Origin of the sequence: Nocardia rhamnosiphila NBRC 108938, from assembly GCF_000720425.1 — a bacterium.
In the GTDB taxonomy this organism is placed as follows: domain Bacteria; phylum Actinomycetota; class Actinomycetes; order Mycobacteriales; family Mycobacteriaceae; genus Nocardia; species Nocardia rhamnosiphila.
The window spans coordinates 648,636-663,366 of sequence record NZ_JOAJ01000001.1 but is presented as its reverse complement, the minus strand read 5'-3'; the positions used below and the strand labels follow the sequence as shown (position 1 = coordinate 663,366).

Genomic DNA, 14,731 nt, shown 5'->3' with positions numbered 1-14,731 from the left:
TTTGGCAGGGTGGGTTTCGCTTTGCAACCCACCTCGATATCCTGCACAGATGAACGAATCCGAAATACGCGATGAGCTCCCACGCTTGCGGCACGATCCGGTAGCGGCGGCGGTCGAGCACGTCGGAGACCGGTGGACCTTCCTGATCCTGCGGGAGGCGTTTTTCGGTGTTCGCCGGTTCGCCGATATGCGGCGGAACCTGGGTGTCGCACGCAATGTCTTGACCGAGCGGTTGAAAAGGCTGGTGGACAACGGCATTCTCGAACGCCGCCGCTACAGCGACCGCCCTCCCCGCGATGAGTACCGGCTCACCGAAAAAGGACGCGACCTCTACGGGATCACTGTCGCCCTCATGCGCTGGGGTGATCGGTGGGGGCCGGCCGGACCTACGCTGAAACTGCTGCACGCGGCGGACGGTGGTGAAATCGAACAGGCGCTCCGCTGCACCTGCTGCGGCCGGGAAATCGACGCACGCGAGGTGAGCTACGAATACACCGACATGCACTGACCTGAAGGCCGTGCATTCGTACCGCACCTGAATGTGAGCCGCTGGCATCCATGTCGGCCCCCCACCACGCACCGCCACATATCCCCGGACACCGCGCTGCATCAGATCCCGCGTCCGCCGACCATGTCCCTCAAGGGGCATTTCTGGACCGAGATCAGCCGGTAAGAATCGCTCACCAGCGATGATACTGCCCGGCACTGGTCAAGAAAGCATCAGTTGTTGGACATCCCTGGCGGGCTGCACCGAGTGCCAGACACCGATTCGACGAAGTGCTCAACCCAGTTCGACGCTGAGCTGGGCACCGAATTCCCGGAAGCCCAGTGCGAACGCGACTCGCTTGGATTGTGGAGCGCGAGCCCGCCACTGCGGTAGCAGGCCGACTTCCAGGGCGTGTGCTACCGCCGCAGAACCTGTCAGCCGCGCCAGACCTCGGCCCCGAACCTCAGGCGCTGTCAGCACACTCATATGCGCGGTCCGGCCCGGCCAGGTGCGGAATCCGGCGGCAGCGACCACCTCACCCTGGATCCGAATGACGAAGACCGGCGAGGTGATCTCGCCGAGCCCGCTTTCCGCCCACTCCTCCTCACCCGCCAGTATTCCGAGTCGGTGAAGGTCGGGACGCCCACTCGACAGCCGATCGATCAATACCGAACCCTGCGCGGCAGCCTGAAAAGCGTGCTCATCGGCATAGGCCAGCGTGGCCGGCCCCAGTACGTGCGCCAGCGGCAGCTCTCGGCTCAGCGAGTCGGGGTCGACAAGATTCTCGACCGGCAACTTCGCGACCGCACTGCGGATCGACGCCGCCGCGGACGGGCTGGGTGCGGTCACGATCGCCCGCCCCCGCAGCACAACAAAGCCTGCCCAACCCGGCGGGCAGATCATCGACTTGGGCGAGACCACCACATTCACGGGATCGGGTGACGAGAACGAAACCGGGACGGCAGCCAACCGTTCCCAGAGGTCGTGGACTCGCGTCAGCACCGGATCCGTTGACATGACCGCATTCTGCTCGCTCGAACACTTCTCGGCCAACGCATATCTCATGCCTCGAGTTGCGCCGGCGCGTGTTCCTCCGGCGGAGGACCCGGGCCGTAACCAAGACGAAGCCAGTGTTCATAAATAGGTCATTTCTAGACGAAATACTGCTATGAATCATCGCCGACCAGCGATAATGCCGACAATTCTTGTCCAGGAATGCAAGATCGATTAAGGGACGGTCAGGCAATATCCGCCGGAGGATGCCAACGCTCGCCTCAACCTGAACACGCATGTGTCCGTTGTTCGCTCCTCGGACCCGCCCCGACCCGACCCAACGGCTAGGCCATCAGCTCGGTGTGGGCGTGCTCCGGCGCCGTCTGGCAGACGTAGAGATGCTGGTCGTAGCCGCTACCTATTTCGACTGCAGTGGGCTTGAAGCCGATGGATGGTTCATGCGCCGATTCCTCGCGTGGGAGCCAGCTGCTGTCTCTGCTGCCGGCTTCGGACGTGGCGATGGTCAGCAGGGCATGCATGTCGCCGTTGCAGGTAGGGCAGAGCAGGGGGCTGGGGTCGGCGGCTCCCCAGCCGGGCCAGCCGCCGACTCTCCAGCCGGGTGCGACGGACAACTCATTGGCGTAGAACTCCAGCGGGTACGACGCATAGGCGCTGTCCACGCCCGTCTCGGCTGCCTGCCACACGCTCCAGTCTCCGATCTGTTCGCGGAGTTCCTTGCTCAGCTCCCTGTGGTCGGGGTATTCGGTGACCTGCTCCGGGTTGAGCAGGCACGGCTCGGGCAGGTAGCCGTCGAACTGCACCGCGGGCGGTTCGGGGGGCGTGGTGAGGATGGCGGTGACGGTGGCGGCCGACCGCCAGAACAGCGCGGTCTTGGGCATGCCCGCCGGATGGTTGAAGGGGCACCACAAGACCTGGAGCAGGTCTGCGCCTTCAGGCGTGTGCAGATCGGGCACGTCACGCGCGTAGAGCTGTGCGACCGGCAGCATCGCTATGGAACCCTCATAGGGGGCGATCGCCAACCTGACCGGATACTCCTGCGGCGGGCGGATTCGCTCGAGGGTCTCTCGTTCCTGCGGGGTCAGGGCCCTGCCGCGCGAGACGGCACGGATCCGTCGTTCCAGCCTCACCTCCGCTGGAGTCAGGGTCGGGTTGATTCCGTCCACTTCATGAGGTTCGTCGCAGTGCGGCCACGGTTCGTCGGCGGGCCAGAGCAACGGTCCGCCGATGGAACTGTCCTGCGGTGACGGCGACCCGGGGCGCGGGTGCAACCGGGTCGCCGTGCGAGCCAGCGGAGCCAGTAGAGGGAAGACGGTGGTGACGTCGAACGGCCGCGGCGGAGTGGTCGGAGCGCTGGTCATAACCGCGATCATGCCAAATGACTCCGACAACGGCGGGCCGCCGTGGTATCAGCCGGAATTCGGGCGCAGACGCTCTGCACACGCCGGACAAATCGGCCTAGCGCTCGGTGGTCACCACAAGGTGCTTGTTGGACAAATTTCCCGCGGCAATCATCGCTGACCAGCGCTCGACCCGACAGGTACGGGTCGGGCACGATGGACGATGCGATGGAAGCCCGCGGTCAACGCGTTCGCGATCACGCGACCCGCGTTGTCCCGGCTTCGCGGGCCGCGGCGGCCATGGCCTCGGCGTGGGAGCCGCCGACCGCAATGAGCGTGCCGATACCCAGGTCCGCGGTGTAGCAACCGATGTCGGCGTGCAGGGCCGCCGCCATATCACCGAGTTCGCGCATCTCGCCGAGCACCGCGATCGAGGACCGGCCGTCCGCGGCGATCGTCGCGAGCGAGCGTAGTACTGCGCGGACGCTTTCGGGGCTGGCGTTGACACAAAACGAGCCATTATGGACACGACGCCCTGTGGAACATCGCCGAGCAGCGATAATGATGACTTTTACTGTTCAACAAAACGAGGTCGCCCACATTGGTTTGTGCCCTGCTCCGGCTGCTGCGCTCACCGTCCGGGACGATCTGGTGCGCGGCGGAGGATCGAGCGGGCGAGGGCGTCGCCGTCCTCGAGCATCGCGAGATGCCCTACTCCGCGAAGGTATTCCAGCTCGACATCCGGCACCGCCTCGTACTGGTGCGCTGATGCCGGGTCCCAACGCGGGTCGGAATCTCCGAAGATCACGAGGAGGAGTTTTCCGGAATCGACGAGGCGCTGGGGCACGGTCCGCGTGGTGATGTAGTCGACGTTGGCCGCCAGAATCGCGCGGAACGCTCGATAGGACGTTCTTCGCAAGTCGGCCAGGGCCCCGTCCGGCACCGTGATCGGTGCCGCCGCAGTCGCCACCAGGCCGCGGCGGATCAGCGAGTCGGTACGGATAGCCCACACGAGCGGACCGAAGGGCGGCGCGGCGAGCATCCGGATGATCGCCGGCTCAGGAAGAAGCGCCGCGTGACTCGGCCCCGTGCTGACCAGGATCAGCTCGCCGACCAGGTCGGGACGGTGTTCCACGAGAGCGGTAGCGACGTACCCTCCGCTGGAGTGACCGACCACCGTCAGATTCCGGGCGCCCAGCTCATCCAATACCGTCGCCACCCGCTCCGCCTGCTGCGGTACGGCGTACGTCGGCACCGGTTGGGACCGGCCGCAGCCCGGAAGGTCGATCGTGATCACCCGATGCTCGGCGGCGAGCGCCGGCACCACCGGCTCCCACGTCGAACCGGTCGCGCCCGAGCCGTGGATGAGCAGCAAGGGAGGTGCCGCCGGATCTCCATCGATAACGACGTGCAATCCGTGGATGGTCATGGTGTTGCCTGTCCGGGCGGGACTCGATTCGCTCATGCCGACAGCTTCGTCACTGGCTCCTCACGCCGTATTGGACGAATGTCACGCTTTCGGCGTTCCGGTTAGCCTGGGACGTATGACCACAGCGGGCGGATGGGACTGGAACCGGGTGGATGTGACCGTCCCGGCCCGGTTACCGGCTCCGGGAGTCCGGATGGCGGGTTTCCGTTACCACGACGTCGCGCCCGTCGATATCATGATGATCCCGCACCCTTCGGTCACGCTGCTGCTCGATCTCAGCGAGGGCGGCGTCGTCTACGACATTCTCGGGCGCCTGGTCACGGGGAACGTGATCGTCGGCCTCCGGGCGGGCGCCTTACGTATCACCGGTGCGGAAGCCGGTGACGTCCTGCAGATCCGAGTGTCCCCCGTTGTCGCCGCGGCGATTCTCCGAGACACCGACATCATCGGCGGCACCGTGATACCGCTGCAGGAGCTGTGGGGTAGCTGCGTCGGCATCTTGACCGAGCGACTCCGTTCGACGCCGTCGTGGGACGACCGGTTCGCACTCGCAGCCGCGTTCCTTCGAAGCCGGCTACCTCGCGGATTCGGTGTAGCACCCGAGGTCGCGTACGCCTGGGACCGGACCGTCAGCACCAAAGGCCTGCTCCGAGTCGAATCCCGCGCCGCAGAGACCGGCTGGACCCGGCAACGGCTCTGGTCTCGCTTTCGTACCCATCTCGGGGTTTCACCCAAGCATGCGTCCGAACTGGTCCGCTTCGACCGTGCCGCCCATCTCCTGGCCGCAGGGCGCTCGCCTGCGGATGCCGCCGCCGAGGCCGGCTACGTCGACCAATCCCATCTTCACCGTCGAACCAAGGCGATCACGGATATGACCCCCACCCTCGTCGCGGCGGCGCCATGGCTGGCGATCGACGAAGCCGCCTGGTCGACACCCTGATCTCCGCGTCCGAACAAACACCGACGGCCTGTCCGCCGGGTGTAGGAGGACGGGTGAGTACCGCTGGTTCCGTGAGGCCGGAGTCCTGTTCCGCGGGATCTGCTGGGTCGCGGTCGGCGTTGCGGACCGGTCTGCTTCGTTCAGACTGCGCTTTGCCGCGACGACGCCTCGAGCGCACGTATAGCTTCCGCGGTCTCCCGCTGGGCTTCCGCCTGCGCGAGGGCAGCATGTGCCTGCGCCTGCGCGATCACGTTGCGCCGCTCCGCTTCGCTGACAGCTTCCCCGGCGGTGAGGCCATCGAGTAACGCCTCGGCGCGCTGCTTGTGAGCGGTGTAGTCATCCATCGGGCGATTCTCGCACCCTCCCCCTCGTGTCCCGCGCGATGCCTGTATGCGTGAGCGACATTCGGGATGCGGTGGGCTCGGCCGGCCACGCGTCAGCGCGTCCAGGCTCACCCCGGCGTCGACGTCGATCACACCGCCGCCGTTCTGCGCCGGGTCTCTGTAGCTGCGGCTGCGCCCCGCGCGATCACACCACGCGGGCCGGCCTCCATCAGCGACCTGGCGGCGCCGTTCGGTCAGGAACCGTCGGTGCGGGTAAGGGTGGTCTGGAGCAGGATCCAATTGGGTGAGGTCATCTGCAAAGGCATAACCCCGGCGGACGCTCGGACTGTGAGTTGATCGCCTCCGGCTTCGACGTCCAGCGCGCCGCCGCGGCGCGCCAACTTGTCCTTCGACATCCGCGTCACCGCGTCGGCCACCGTCGAACGGACCTGATCCGTGTCGAATCCCGGCGCCACCTCGGCGAGTTCCGCGGGTAACCGCTCGGCCGTGGAACCGATTTTTTTGCGGTCCCCGAGGAGCCTGGCCGACCATGAGGAAGCCGACCCGTCTGTAGGCCGGTGGAACGCGAATTCACCGAGCTTGGCCGCGCTCCAGTGGTCTTCCAGTATCCCGCCCTGCGGTATTCGCATCTCCTCGACCTGTCCGCTGACCGTCCCTCCGCTACCCGCGGCCGCTGGTGTGTAGACCAGGCGAACCCCCTGATTTCCCGAGTTCCTCAGTCCGTGGTTCACCGGTAGTGCAGCGATATCGGCGGCACCGCGATCGCCCAGAAGCCCGGCCAATGTGTCACGTATCTGCTGTCCTGACATGGTCGGCGAGAATTCGGCCGACCGCTCCTTACGGGTGACAGCGTCTCCCCCGGCCGGGGGTGACACCGCCCCACCGGACTGCTCGATCTGGGATACTCCGTCGCGATCGCTGCCGGGGATCTTTGTTCCTGCCGACTCCGCTGTCTGTCCGGCCTGCCGGATAGGGGTCTCAGCCGCCCGGGCTGTGTCGGGAATGACCTTGTTGGCCAGTGGCTGCGCTACACGCTTACCGAACCACTTACCCCGCACAACCACACCCTCGCTCAACTCGGCAAGAACGACGATACGACCGCTTCGCGGACGAGATCCGGTGGCACGTAGCTGTCGATGAGGTCAGGGATACCCTCTGCGGTGATAGTAGCGAATCAACCGGCCTCGCTCGGCAGTGCGGCAGGAGCAAGTCTCGAAACATTGGATTTGAGATCCAGGTGCTCATACGAACACCAGTAAAGCGATCGCGATAGCCGCCGGCGGTACAGACGCTGGTGGGACGACGGTGCGATGCGGAGCGGAATCGTCCATCCGGGCGCGTTTCCGTCACTATGATGTTGAAGTGTCCGGTAGCGACAGAGAGCCGAGCCAAGTCGAACTCATCGGGCCTGTCGCACAGGTTTTCACCTATTCGATCGCGACCGGTCTGATGTTGTCGGGGCCTGTTCTCGCGTTGACCAGTGATTCACTGTGGAATGGGTTGTGCCCGGCGATCATCACTTTCCCGCTCGGCGTCGCCATTGCGGTGACCGCCTACGGGCAGAGACGGAACGCGAAGCGGTTCCGGGTCGTCGGGGTTGTTTCCACGGCGGAGATCATCGCGGTCCGGATACGTAAGGGCGCCGAGAATCCGGATGTTGCCGAACTTCGGGTCCGTATCAGTGGGCCGGGTTTCGAGACGTTCAAGGCGGACTGCGAGGTACCGGCCGTTCTCCCGCTTCCGCGGATCGGTGACCGGCTCCAGGTGGTGGTCGATCCCTCCGACTACGCCTTCGCAATCGGCTACGACCACTTGTTCGAGCAGGACTGACCGGCTCAGTTCAAAGATCGGATCCGGCTCACACGACACATTCTGTCGCCGGCGCGTTGTTGAGCGACTCGGCAACTACCGCAAGGCCGGGGGCAGTAGTCGGCCGCTGAGGACGGGACGGGCGGTGAGGTCTTCCTCGGAGATGCCGACGCCGAGGTTCTCCGCAGGCCTGTAGAACATTCACCGGGACCCCATGGGCCGTATTCGTGTTCTTCGGATCGGGCGCCGAGGGCACGCATCTCGGTGTCGAAGCGGTGCGGGTCGCTGCCTGTCCGCGCAAAGCTGTCCGTGGTGTCGAGTCCGGTGATGAGGCGCCCGTCCTCGGTGTACCGGAACATCACTCCCGGTTTCGCCGTGGCGTGCAGCTCCAGTGCCGCGGTTCCGATCGAGGCTTGGTGGACCGCGACGACCGACCTCGCCGAGGTGGTTCAGGACCAGCGGAAGTCGTGAGGCCGGTCGGTCCAGATTTCCGACCAGTCCCACAGCGGTTGCAGGGCTTCCCCGAGGCGGACCCCGGCGATGGTCAGTTCGTAAGAACCTTTCGGGCCGTGCTTCTCCAACAGCCCGGCCGCCTGAAGCTGCTGGAGCCGGTTCGACAACATGCTCGACGAACAGTTGCCCATCCGCCGCCTGAGTTCCAGGAACCCCAGCGGCCCGGGTTCGAGCTCCCACACCACCCGCAGCATCCACCGCTGCCCCAGCAGGTCGATCGCCGCCAGGATCGGTGCGTTGCCGGACTCATCGGCCGGCCCGGCCGGGCCGCGATCATTTGCGCTTCTCATTTCGAAGCACCATAGTTGCTTCTCGATCAGAAGCACCCGGCCGAGCGAGGAGAACACCCGATGGACCGAGCTGACCCGCCCCCGCAACGAATCATGCTGGTGACAGGCGCCTCACGCGGTATCGGCGCCACCACCGCCCAGCAACTGGCAGGCCCCGGCACCCACGTCCTGGTCAACTACCGCAAGAAGAGCAAACGAGCGCAGACGGTGGTCGACACGATCACCGGCGCCGGCGGCAGCGCCTCGGCGGTCGAGGCGGACCTCTCCGACGACACCGCGGTCACCGCGATGATCGACCACATCCGCGACCAGTACGGCCGCCTCGATGCGCTCGTACTGAATGCCTCGGGCGGGCTCGAACGCGGCGCCGACCCCGGCTACGCACTACGCCTCAACCGCGACGCCCAGGTACGCCTCGCCACCCTCGCCCTGCCCCTCATACCGTCCGGCGGGCGGATCGTGTTCGTCACCAGCCATCAAGCGCATTTCCACGCCGACGGCGGCCCCTTACCCGAGGGATACGAGCCGATCGCCGCGAGCAAACGCGCCGGCGAGGATGCCCTGCGTGCCCTCATTCCCGAATTCACGGACCGCGGTGTCGGGTTCGTCGTGGTCTCCGGCGACATGATCGACGGGACGATCATCATCCGGCTGCTGGAACGCCGCGATCCCGACGCGGTCGCCGCCCGCCGAACTCATGGGCCCCTGCCCACCATCGACGATTTCGCCGCGGCCATCGTCGCCGCGATCGACGCTCCCGCCGCCAACGGGCACACCTTCCTCGTCGGCGGGCACGACTACCTCACCACCACGATCCGCTGAACCGCCGAACCGTGCGGCGGTGTCCACGAATGGATGATCGATGGACAAAGGGATCCGAAAGACTCTTTGTTGACCAGCGATGATCTGGCCCGGCGCCTTCCACTCGCGGCAGAACTTTCAGCCCGGTGTTGTTCTGCCGGCCGGGCTGCCACTGGTCGGTTTCGACCATCATCGGCGGGCTACCCCGGTGGCACGCGTCGCGGCTTCGGGTTCACCGGCGGCAGCGCGCTGAGCACCATGCGGGTCAGGGTGGCGAAGGATGTCTCGATGTCTTCGGCGAGCTGGAAGCCTCCTTGGGATTCCAGGGTGGCGAAGCCGTGCCCGGCGGCGCGGATGCAGCGGGTGAGGTGCACCGCGTCTGCGCCGGTGACGCCGCAACCGGCCAGGACAGCGAAGATGGTGTCCATCAGGCGCCGGCCGGCGGTTTCCCGGCCTGGTGTCTCGCGCGGGCTCTGGGGCAGCATCGCGTACCGGTGGGGGTGTTCCACGGCGTAGTCGCGGTAGGCGCGCAACAGAGCACCCACCGCGGCGGGGCCGCCGAACCCGACCACCGAGCGGGTCACCCGTTCGGTGAGTTCATCGAGGACGCGCACGCCGACGAGGTCCACCAGTTCGTCCAGGTTTTTGACGTGCTTGTACAGCGACGGGGTGGCCACCTCGGCACGGGTGGCCACGGCGGCGAGGGTCAGGGCGCGGGGGCCGCCTTCGTCGACGACGGCGACGGCGACGTCCACCACCGCGGTGGGAGAGAGTCCGGCGCGTGGCATCACGGCTCCTTCGCGACGGAGGTCGAAGCGACGGGGAGGTATCCCACGTAGGGCATCACAGCTCCTTCAGGAAGGTCGCGACGGTGTGCGCGACGAAGTCCGGGTTGTCGGCGTGCGGGTAGTGCCCCGAGCCGTCCGCCATCGCGACCCGGGACGGTCCGGAGACCTCGTTCGCGATCCGTTGCGCCTCGGCGGCCGGGTCGGCGAGGTCGCCGTCCTTCGTTCCCATGACGATCAAGGTCGGGGCGGTGATGTCCGACAGGTCCAGGGCCGGGTCGGCGGGCAGCGAATCGGTCAGGGCGCTCAAGGCTGCGAGATGTCCTCTGCGGCGCAGTATCGCCTTGTTCGCGGCCAGATATTCGGCGAAGTCGGCGGGCTTGGCGCCCGGATACAGCGTCTTCAGGAACATCGTCCACAGCGCAGCATTGCCGGTGACGAGTTTGGCGGCCAGCCCCATGACGAAGCCGGGCTTCTCGTGCCGCACCGCGGCACCCACGAGCACCAGGCCGCGCACCGACTCGGGTTCGCGGACGGCGACCTGCCCGGCAGACTTCGCCGCGAACGAGTGGCCGACGATCACGGCAGGCCCGCCGAGATGACGGATCACGGCGGCGATGTCGTGGCCAACGGCGGTGGGATGGTACTGCGGCCAGTCGGCGCTGGAATCGCCGTGACCCCGGATATCCATGACGGCCACCCGGTTTCCGGATTCGGCCAGCGTCGGGGCCACGAACCGGAAATCGGCGCGGTTGACGCCGACGCCGGGGACGCACACCACCAGAGGCCCATCGGCGGGGCCGCTGAGTTCGTAGGCGATGGTGCCGTCGGGAAGCGAGAGGTACTGAGTGGTCATAGCGGTCTCCTTAGCTAGCTTCAATAGCTAAAAGGTTAATGTCATTAGCTTTTGGTGTCCAGAGGGGTGGTACACATCACATTCCGTGGCGAATTTCGGCCGACCAGGCCAGCCGGGGCAGCCTTGACCGTCCCGATTCCTGGGTTACGCGGCGATCCGGCCGCGCCCAACGAGCGCCGGCACCTCACCGCCTACATCGTTCGCCTCTCCGACGCGCTGCTGGTGGTCGACCGGGTTCGGCCCGCGCTCTACCCCCGACGACGGACTCATGGGACTGGGCGAACTTACCGAGGCCGAATCCTGGCACCGGCCCGCCGCCGAAGCCGGGAACACCGAGGCGATGAACAACCTCGGAGTACTCCTGGAAGAGCGCAACCTCCTCAGCGAAGGGTCACAATGGCACCGACGAGCGGCAACGGCCGGGCAAACCGAGGCCATGGAGAACCTCGCCCGTCTACTCGACGCCGACGGCGCCGGCACCGAAGCGCCAATGTGGCTCCGGCGGGCTGCCGGCGCCACAGTCTATGCCCCCCGCATCTTCTAGGGCCTGAGCAATCTGTGCGGCGTCCACGAAACTATTTTCCGGCCCATGCCTCACATCAGCAGATCCGCCCCAACACACGCTCATGCCTCATGCCACCAGGTACGGGGACTCCGCCAGGTGCAGAGAAGAAAAGTAGATACTAGCCTCGACAGGCTGACAGCGGACTCATGGTTCTGCGCGTCGTTTCGGATCATGAGTTTCAAGAGGACGGATGAGTGGCCTGGATCTGCCGGGTGCGAACAGCCCGGCGGGGATTGCGCTAGACGCTGCCGGCCGGGTTGCACGCGCGTTGACCACCGGCATCTCGGACGCGGTCGGCAAACAGCGGGGACTGATCAGCGAGACCCGGGCATCGGCCGGCATGTTCCTCCGTGCGGAACGTGATGCTGCGATACCGATCGATACGTCCGCCCGAGCGTTGATCAGCAACGATCAGGTTTACGGCGGGCGCCGGGAAGATGCCTACACCGAATGGTTCCGGGAACTCCACGAGCGCGGTGTGGATACGGACCGCGCGATGTCCGACTTGGGAAAACTATGGGATTACCTGCGCCACGACCCGAAATGGGAGATCGATCCAGCACGGAACTACGGCGGAATCATCTTCTTCGGCAGCAAAGACATCGGTGGCGCCTCGGTGATCGCGAACCTGGTCCGCGACCGCGGGCTCGACGATGTCCCTGTCGTGTTCTCCGGAAGCAACGGCGAAGCAGCCAAATTCCGGCTGGCCGCGGAGAAGATGAAACTCGACCCTCGACGGATCATCGAGGAACCCAAGGCCGCCAACACGGGGCAAAACGCTGCCTTCTCGGCCCAGATGCTCGCCGACCACGGCCGCGATATCTCCTCGCTCATCGGGGTGTGTACCCCGTTCCATGCACGCCGGGTATGGGCCACGGTCATGCAACAGGGCGTTGCCGACGTGAACGGCAAGCGTGTGTCGGTCGATCATGTCGCCATGTCCACCCCCGATGTCTCCCTGGAGAACTACATGAAGTACGGCAACCGGCCCGATGCCGATACGGCACCGCATCCGAAATCGATCGTCGCGGTCACCATGGGAGAGATCAAACGCCTCGACGAGTACCCCGCCGAAGGCCACATCGTCGGTCAAGACATCCCCGGCGAGGTCCGCGACGCCTACAGCCGACTCAGTGAAACCTTCCGACCCGCCGAACGCCGTTACTGACTACCGCCTTGCGGCCGAGCGAACTGTTCCTTCCCTTGCCGCTCCGGGTCAGTGTCCATACCTCGATTAATGGCGGTGGCTACGACCGGGCTGGCCAACCAGCGATGTGGTGCGCACCGAAGGTGGTGTCGAGGCGTCGCACGCGCTGGGCCACCGTGGGGCCGTACACGAGGAGGAAGAGCCGCACGAAACCGGGAATCATGTGCTCGTGACGGATGTCGTGGTCGATCATCAGGTCCACGACCGGTCGCCCCAGCACCTCGGCGACTCTGTGGTCGACGCGGTAGATGACGCGTCGAGACCGCAGGGCGAATGTCAGTAGGTAGCCGAGCGCATAGAGTGCCCCGTATACCGAAAGGGTCACCCAGGTCGGAGTTCGGTGATATGCGGCGACGAAGACCAGCGGGCCGCCGACGGCCACGAAGCACAGGCTGTAGGTGAGCAGGATCTTGACCGCCCCGATTCGATAGAGGTCGCTCGCCACTATCGCGTTCGCGAGCGCACCGTCCTGCTCGGCCGCGGTCATGCCACCGAACCCGGCGCCGACAGTGATAACCGGTTGTTTCCGAACGGAGTACCGCAGGCCTTCGATCACCCACGCCGGTACTTTCCCCGCCACGACGCGGGGCGCCCGGACGCCGAAGCTCACCGCGAGTTCCGCGGCTCGGGTGCTGATTCGATCAAGATCCACCCGGACATGATCACCTACCGCTCCCGGAAAATACAGACCATATGGTTTTTGCAAGCTCGGGACCCGATCGGAGACCTTCGCCGACTCCGACCGCCGACCATACCGGCCGATACGACCCGCCGCGGGCCCCGGCGGATCCGGGGGCTACCGTCAGATACCGGCGCGGGCAGCGGCTTCGGGCGTGACGATGCCCGGTAGCAGGAATTTCGTCAGCATCCGCCGATGGTCGGGGTCGGAGTCGGAGCCGAAGTCCATCCGGCCCACCAGGATCAGTTCCACCAGGGCGATCCACTGACAGATCTCGGTATCGGTGCGGTCCTCGCGTACCTCACCGCGGGCGCGCGCCTCCTGCAGAACCGGCGCCCACATCTCTTCGGTGAGCCGGGCGGCGAGTCCGGAACTGCCGACCAATGCGGTGGCCAAATCCATATGCTCCGGACTCACGATCAGCCGTACCACCGGATCCTTGCGGCCGATGTTCACCAGATAGATGAGGCCGTCGACGACCTGTTCGGCGAAGGTTTCGCGTTTGCGCAGGAAGGTCCGGGCGCGAGTGAACATGGCCCGCGCCCGGACCTCGATCAACGCGGTGATCAGGCTGTCACGGTCGCCGAAGTAACGGTAGACGGTAGGCCGGGAGACATTGGCTTCCTTGGCGATATCGTCCATGGTGGTCTTGGCGACGCCGTAGCGCTCGAACACCGCCTCGGCGGCTGTGAGAATCTGACGGCGTGCCTCATCGGGGTCCTCGCTGAGGACGCTGCCGGTGCGCCGTCGAGCCATCTCCGCCTACCTCCTCTTCGCCCACTCGGCCGGACGCCGAGCCCGGTGATCGTAGCAATCAGCGCGCCGGTGCGGCGGCACCGAACAGGTCGGGCAGGCCCGCGGAGACGCGATCGGTGAACCGGGGGTCGCGTTTGGCCAGAAAGGACTCGACACCCTCCCGGACATCGCCGGAGGTCCCTCGCAGGTAGATACCGAGGGAATCGGCGCGGTGGGCCACCTCGGGGGCTTCCGCACCGAGCATCCGCCACAGCAGGCTCCGCGTGAGCGCGACGGATACCGGCGCTGTTCCGCCGACCAGCTCGCGGGCGAGTTCGAGCCCGCGATCCAGCACTTGACCGGCGGGGACGGTCTCGCGCACCAGACCACGTTCCCGGGCTTCGTCCGCGCTGACCATACGTCCGCCGAGGGCCCATTCCAGCGCGGTGGAGATGCCGACGATCCGTGGCAGGAACCACGAGGAGCAGGCCTCGGGGACCAGGCCCCGCCGAGTGAAGACGAAGCCGAATTTCGCGGTGTCCGAGGCGATCCTGATATCGGCCGGCAATGTCATGGTGACGCCGACACCGGCCGCCGGACCATTGATCGCGGCGACGATCGGTTTGGTGGACCGGTAGAAGCGCAAGGCCACGAGACCACCCTGATCCGCCGGCGCATCACCGGTGACCGGGTCGCCGCCGAGTACGAAGGTGTCGCCGCCCGCGGCCAGGTCCGCGCCGGCGCAAAACGCCCGTCCCGACCCCGTGAGTACCACGGCGCGCACGGAGTCGTCGGCATCGACCTCGTCCATGGCGGCGAGCAGCCGCTCGCACATGTCCTCGGTGAAGGCGTTCAACCGCTCGGGCCGGTGCAATCGCAGGATCGCGATCTCCCCATCCCGCTCGAGTAGTACCGGGCAGCTTTCCGAGGTTTCGGTCAT

At 66.1% G+C, this 14,731-nt stretch carries 18 protein-coding genes; 6 read left to right on the top strand and 12 right to left on the bottom strand.

Annotation, left to right across the window (positions count from 1 at the left end; translation table 11 throughout):
* Positions 1 to 49 precede the first annotated feature (49 nt).
* Positions 50 to 508, top strand: coding sequence for a winged helix-turn-helix transcriptional regulator (locus tag IG75_RS0103145; RefSeq protein WP_051714156.1), 459 nt, complete (start codon positions 50 to 52; stop codon positions 506 to 508).
* Between the two features lie 273 nt (positions 509 to 781).
* Here the strand turns inward: IG75_RS0103145 and IG75_RS0103140 are convergent, their stop codons facing one another.
* From IG75_RS0103140 to IG75_RS0103125, 4 genes are all read right to left on the bottom strand, one after another.
* The gene (locus tag IG75_RS0103140; RefSeq protein ID WP_030519609.1) at positions 782 to 1,504 is read right to left on the bottom strand and encodes a GNAT family N-acetyltransferase; all 723 of its coding nucleotides are present in this window, start codon (positions 1,502 to 1,504) and stop codon (positions 782 to 784) included.
* 320 nt (positions 1,505 to 1,824) lie between these two features.
* Positions 1,825 to 2,859: a hypothetical protein gene (locus IG75_RS0103135; protein ID WP_030519608.1), complete on the bottom strand. Its 1,035-nt coding sequence runs from the start codon at positions 2,857 to 2,859 to the stop codon at positions 1,825 to 1,827.
* Positions 2,860 to 3,095: 236 nt separating this feature from the next.
* The gene (locus IG75_RS40850; RefSeq protein WP_281181586.1) at positions 3,096 to 3,398 is read right to left on the bottom strand and encodes a glutamate ligase domain-containing protein; all 303 of its coding nucleotides are present in this window, start codon (positions 3,396 to 3,398) and stop codon (positions 3,096 to 3,098) included.
* Between the two features lie 71 nt (positions 3,399 to 3,469).
* Complete coding sequence (locus tag IG75_RS0103125) at positions 3,470 to 4,267, bottom strand: alpha/beta fold hydrolase (RefSeq protein WP_156058741.1); 798 nt, start codon at positions 4,265 to 4,267, stop codon at positions 3,470 to 3,472.
* Between the two features lie 115 nt (positions 4,268 to 4,382).
* On the opposite strand from IG75_RS0103125, the gene IG75_RS0103120 reads away from it, so the two are divergent.
* Positions 4,383 to 5,207 carry a helix-turn-helix domain-containing protein gene (locus IG75_RS0103120; RefSeq protein WP_030519605.1) on the top strand — a complete coding sequence of 275 codons (825 nt, stop codon included), beginning with the start codon at positions 4,383 to 4,385 and terminating at the stop codon, positions 5,205 to 5,207.
* A gap of 140 nt (positions 5,208 to 5,347) precedes the next feature.
* Here the strand turns inward: IG75_RS0103120 and IG75_RS0103115 are convergent, their stop codons facing one another.
* Together IG75_RS0103115 and IG75_RS0103110 are read right to left on the bottom strand one after the other, a co-directional pair.
* Positions 5,348 to 5,551, bottom strand: coding sequence for a hypothetical protein (locus IG75_RS0103115; RefSeq protein WP_030519604.1), 204 nt, complete (start codon positions 5,549 to 5,551; stop codon positions 5,348 to 5,350).
* Between the two features lie 233 nt (positions 5,552 to 5,784).
* Entirely contained in the window at positions 5,785 to 6,180 is a 396-nt protein-coding gene (locus IG75_RS0103110; RefSeq protein ID WP_156058602.1) for a hypothetical protein, read from the bottom strand.
* A 733-nt stretch (positions 6,181 to 6,913) separates the two neighbouring features.
* Here IG75_RS0103110 and IG75_RS0103105 point away from each other — a divergent pair.
* Positions 6,914 to 7,381 (top strand): hypothetical protein, encoded by a 468-nt coding sequence (locus IG75_RS0103105; protein WP_030519602.1) that lies wholly within the window; start codon positions 6,914 to 6,916, stop codon positions 7,379 to 7,381.
* Between the two features lie 428 nt (positions 7,382 to 7,809).
* Here the strand turns inward: IG75_RS0103105 and IG75_RS0103090 are convergent, their stop codons facing one another.
* Complete coding sequence (locus IG75_RS0103090; protein ID WP_245713106.1) at positions 7,810 to 8,220, bottom strand: winged helix-turn-helix transcriptional regulator; 411 nt, start codon at positions 8,218 to 8,220, stop codon at positions 7,810 to 7,812.
* A 3-nt stretch (positions 8,221 to 8,223) separates the two neighbouring features.
* Between IG75_RS0103090 and IG75_RS0103085 the strand changes: the two genes are divergently transcribed.
* Positions 8,224 to 8,985: an SDR family oxidoreductase gene (locus IG75_RS0103085; protein ID WP_051714154.1), complete on the top strand. Its 762-nt coding sequence runs from the start codon at positions 8,224 to 8,226 to the stop codon at positions 8,983 to 8,985.
* A gap of 179 nt (positions 8,986 to 9,164) precedes the next feature.
* On the opposite strand, the gene IG75_RS0103080 is transcribed toward IG75_RS0103085, so the two are convergent.
* Both IG75_RS0103080 and IG75_RS0103075 read right to left on the bottom strand, forming a co-directional pair.
* A complete protein-coding gene (locus IG75_RS0103080; protein ID WP_036512108.1) occupies positions 9,165 to 9,752 on the bottom strand; it encodes a TetR/AcrR family transcriptional regulator in 588 nt (195 codons plus the stop codon).
* A gap of 55 nt (positions 9,753 to 9,807) precedes the next feature.
* Entirely contained in the window at positions 9,808 to 10,605 is a 798-nt protein-coding gene (locus IG75_RS0103075; RefSeq protein ID WP_030519598.1) for an alpha/beta fold hydrolase, read from the bottom strand.
* Positions 10,606 to 10,873: 268 nt separating this feature from the next.
* Between IG75_RS0103075 and IG75_RS0103070 the strand changes: the two genes are divergently transcribed.
* Together IG75_RS0103070 and IG75_RS0103065 are read left to right on the top strand one after the other, a co-directional pair.
* On the top strand, positions 10,874 to 11,149 hold the full coding sequence (locus IG75_RS0103070) for an SEL1-like repeat protein (RefSeq protein ID WP_030519597.1): 276 nt from the start codon (positions 10,874 to 10,876) through the stop codon (positions 11,147 to 11,149).
* Positions 11,150 to 11,438: 289 nt separating this feature from the next.
* Complete coding sequence (locus IG75_RS0103065) at positions 11,439 to 12,338, top strand: YdcF family protein (protein WP_162183771.1); 900 nt, start codon at positions 11,439 to 11,441, stop codon at positions 12,336 to 12,338.
* A gap of 79 nt (positions 12,339 to 12,417) precedes the next feature.
* On the opposite strand, the gene IG75_RS0103060 is transcribed toward IG75_RS0103065, so the two are convergent.
* From IG75_RS0103060 to IG75_RS0103050, 3 genes are all read right to left on the bottom strand, one after another.
* Positions 12,418 to 13,029 (bottom strand): hypothetical protein, encoded by a 612-nt coding sequence (locus IG75_RS0103060; RefSeq protein ID WP_156058601.1) that lies wholly within the window; start codon positions 13,027 to 13,029, stop codon positions 12,418 to 12,420.
* 150 nt (positions 13,030 to 13,179) lie between these two features.
* Positions 13,180 to 13,812 (bottom strand): TetR/AcrR family transcriptional regulator, encoded by a 633-nt coding sequence (locus IG75_RS0103055; RefSeq protein ID WP_030519594.1) that lies wholly within the window; start codon positions 13,810 to 13,812, stop codon positions 13,180 to 13,182.
* Positions 13,813 to 13,870: 58 nt separating this feature from the next.
* A complete protein-coding gene (locus IG75_RS0103050; protein WP_030519593.1) occupies positions 13,871 to 14,731 on the bottom strand; it encodes an enoyl-CoA hydratase-related protein in 861 nt (286 codons plus the stop codon).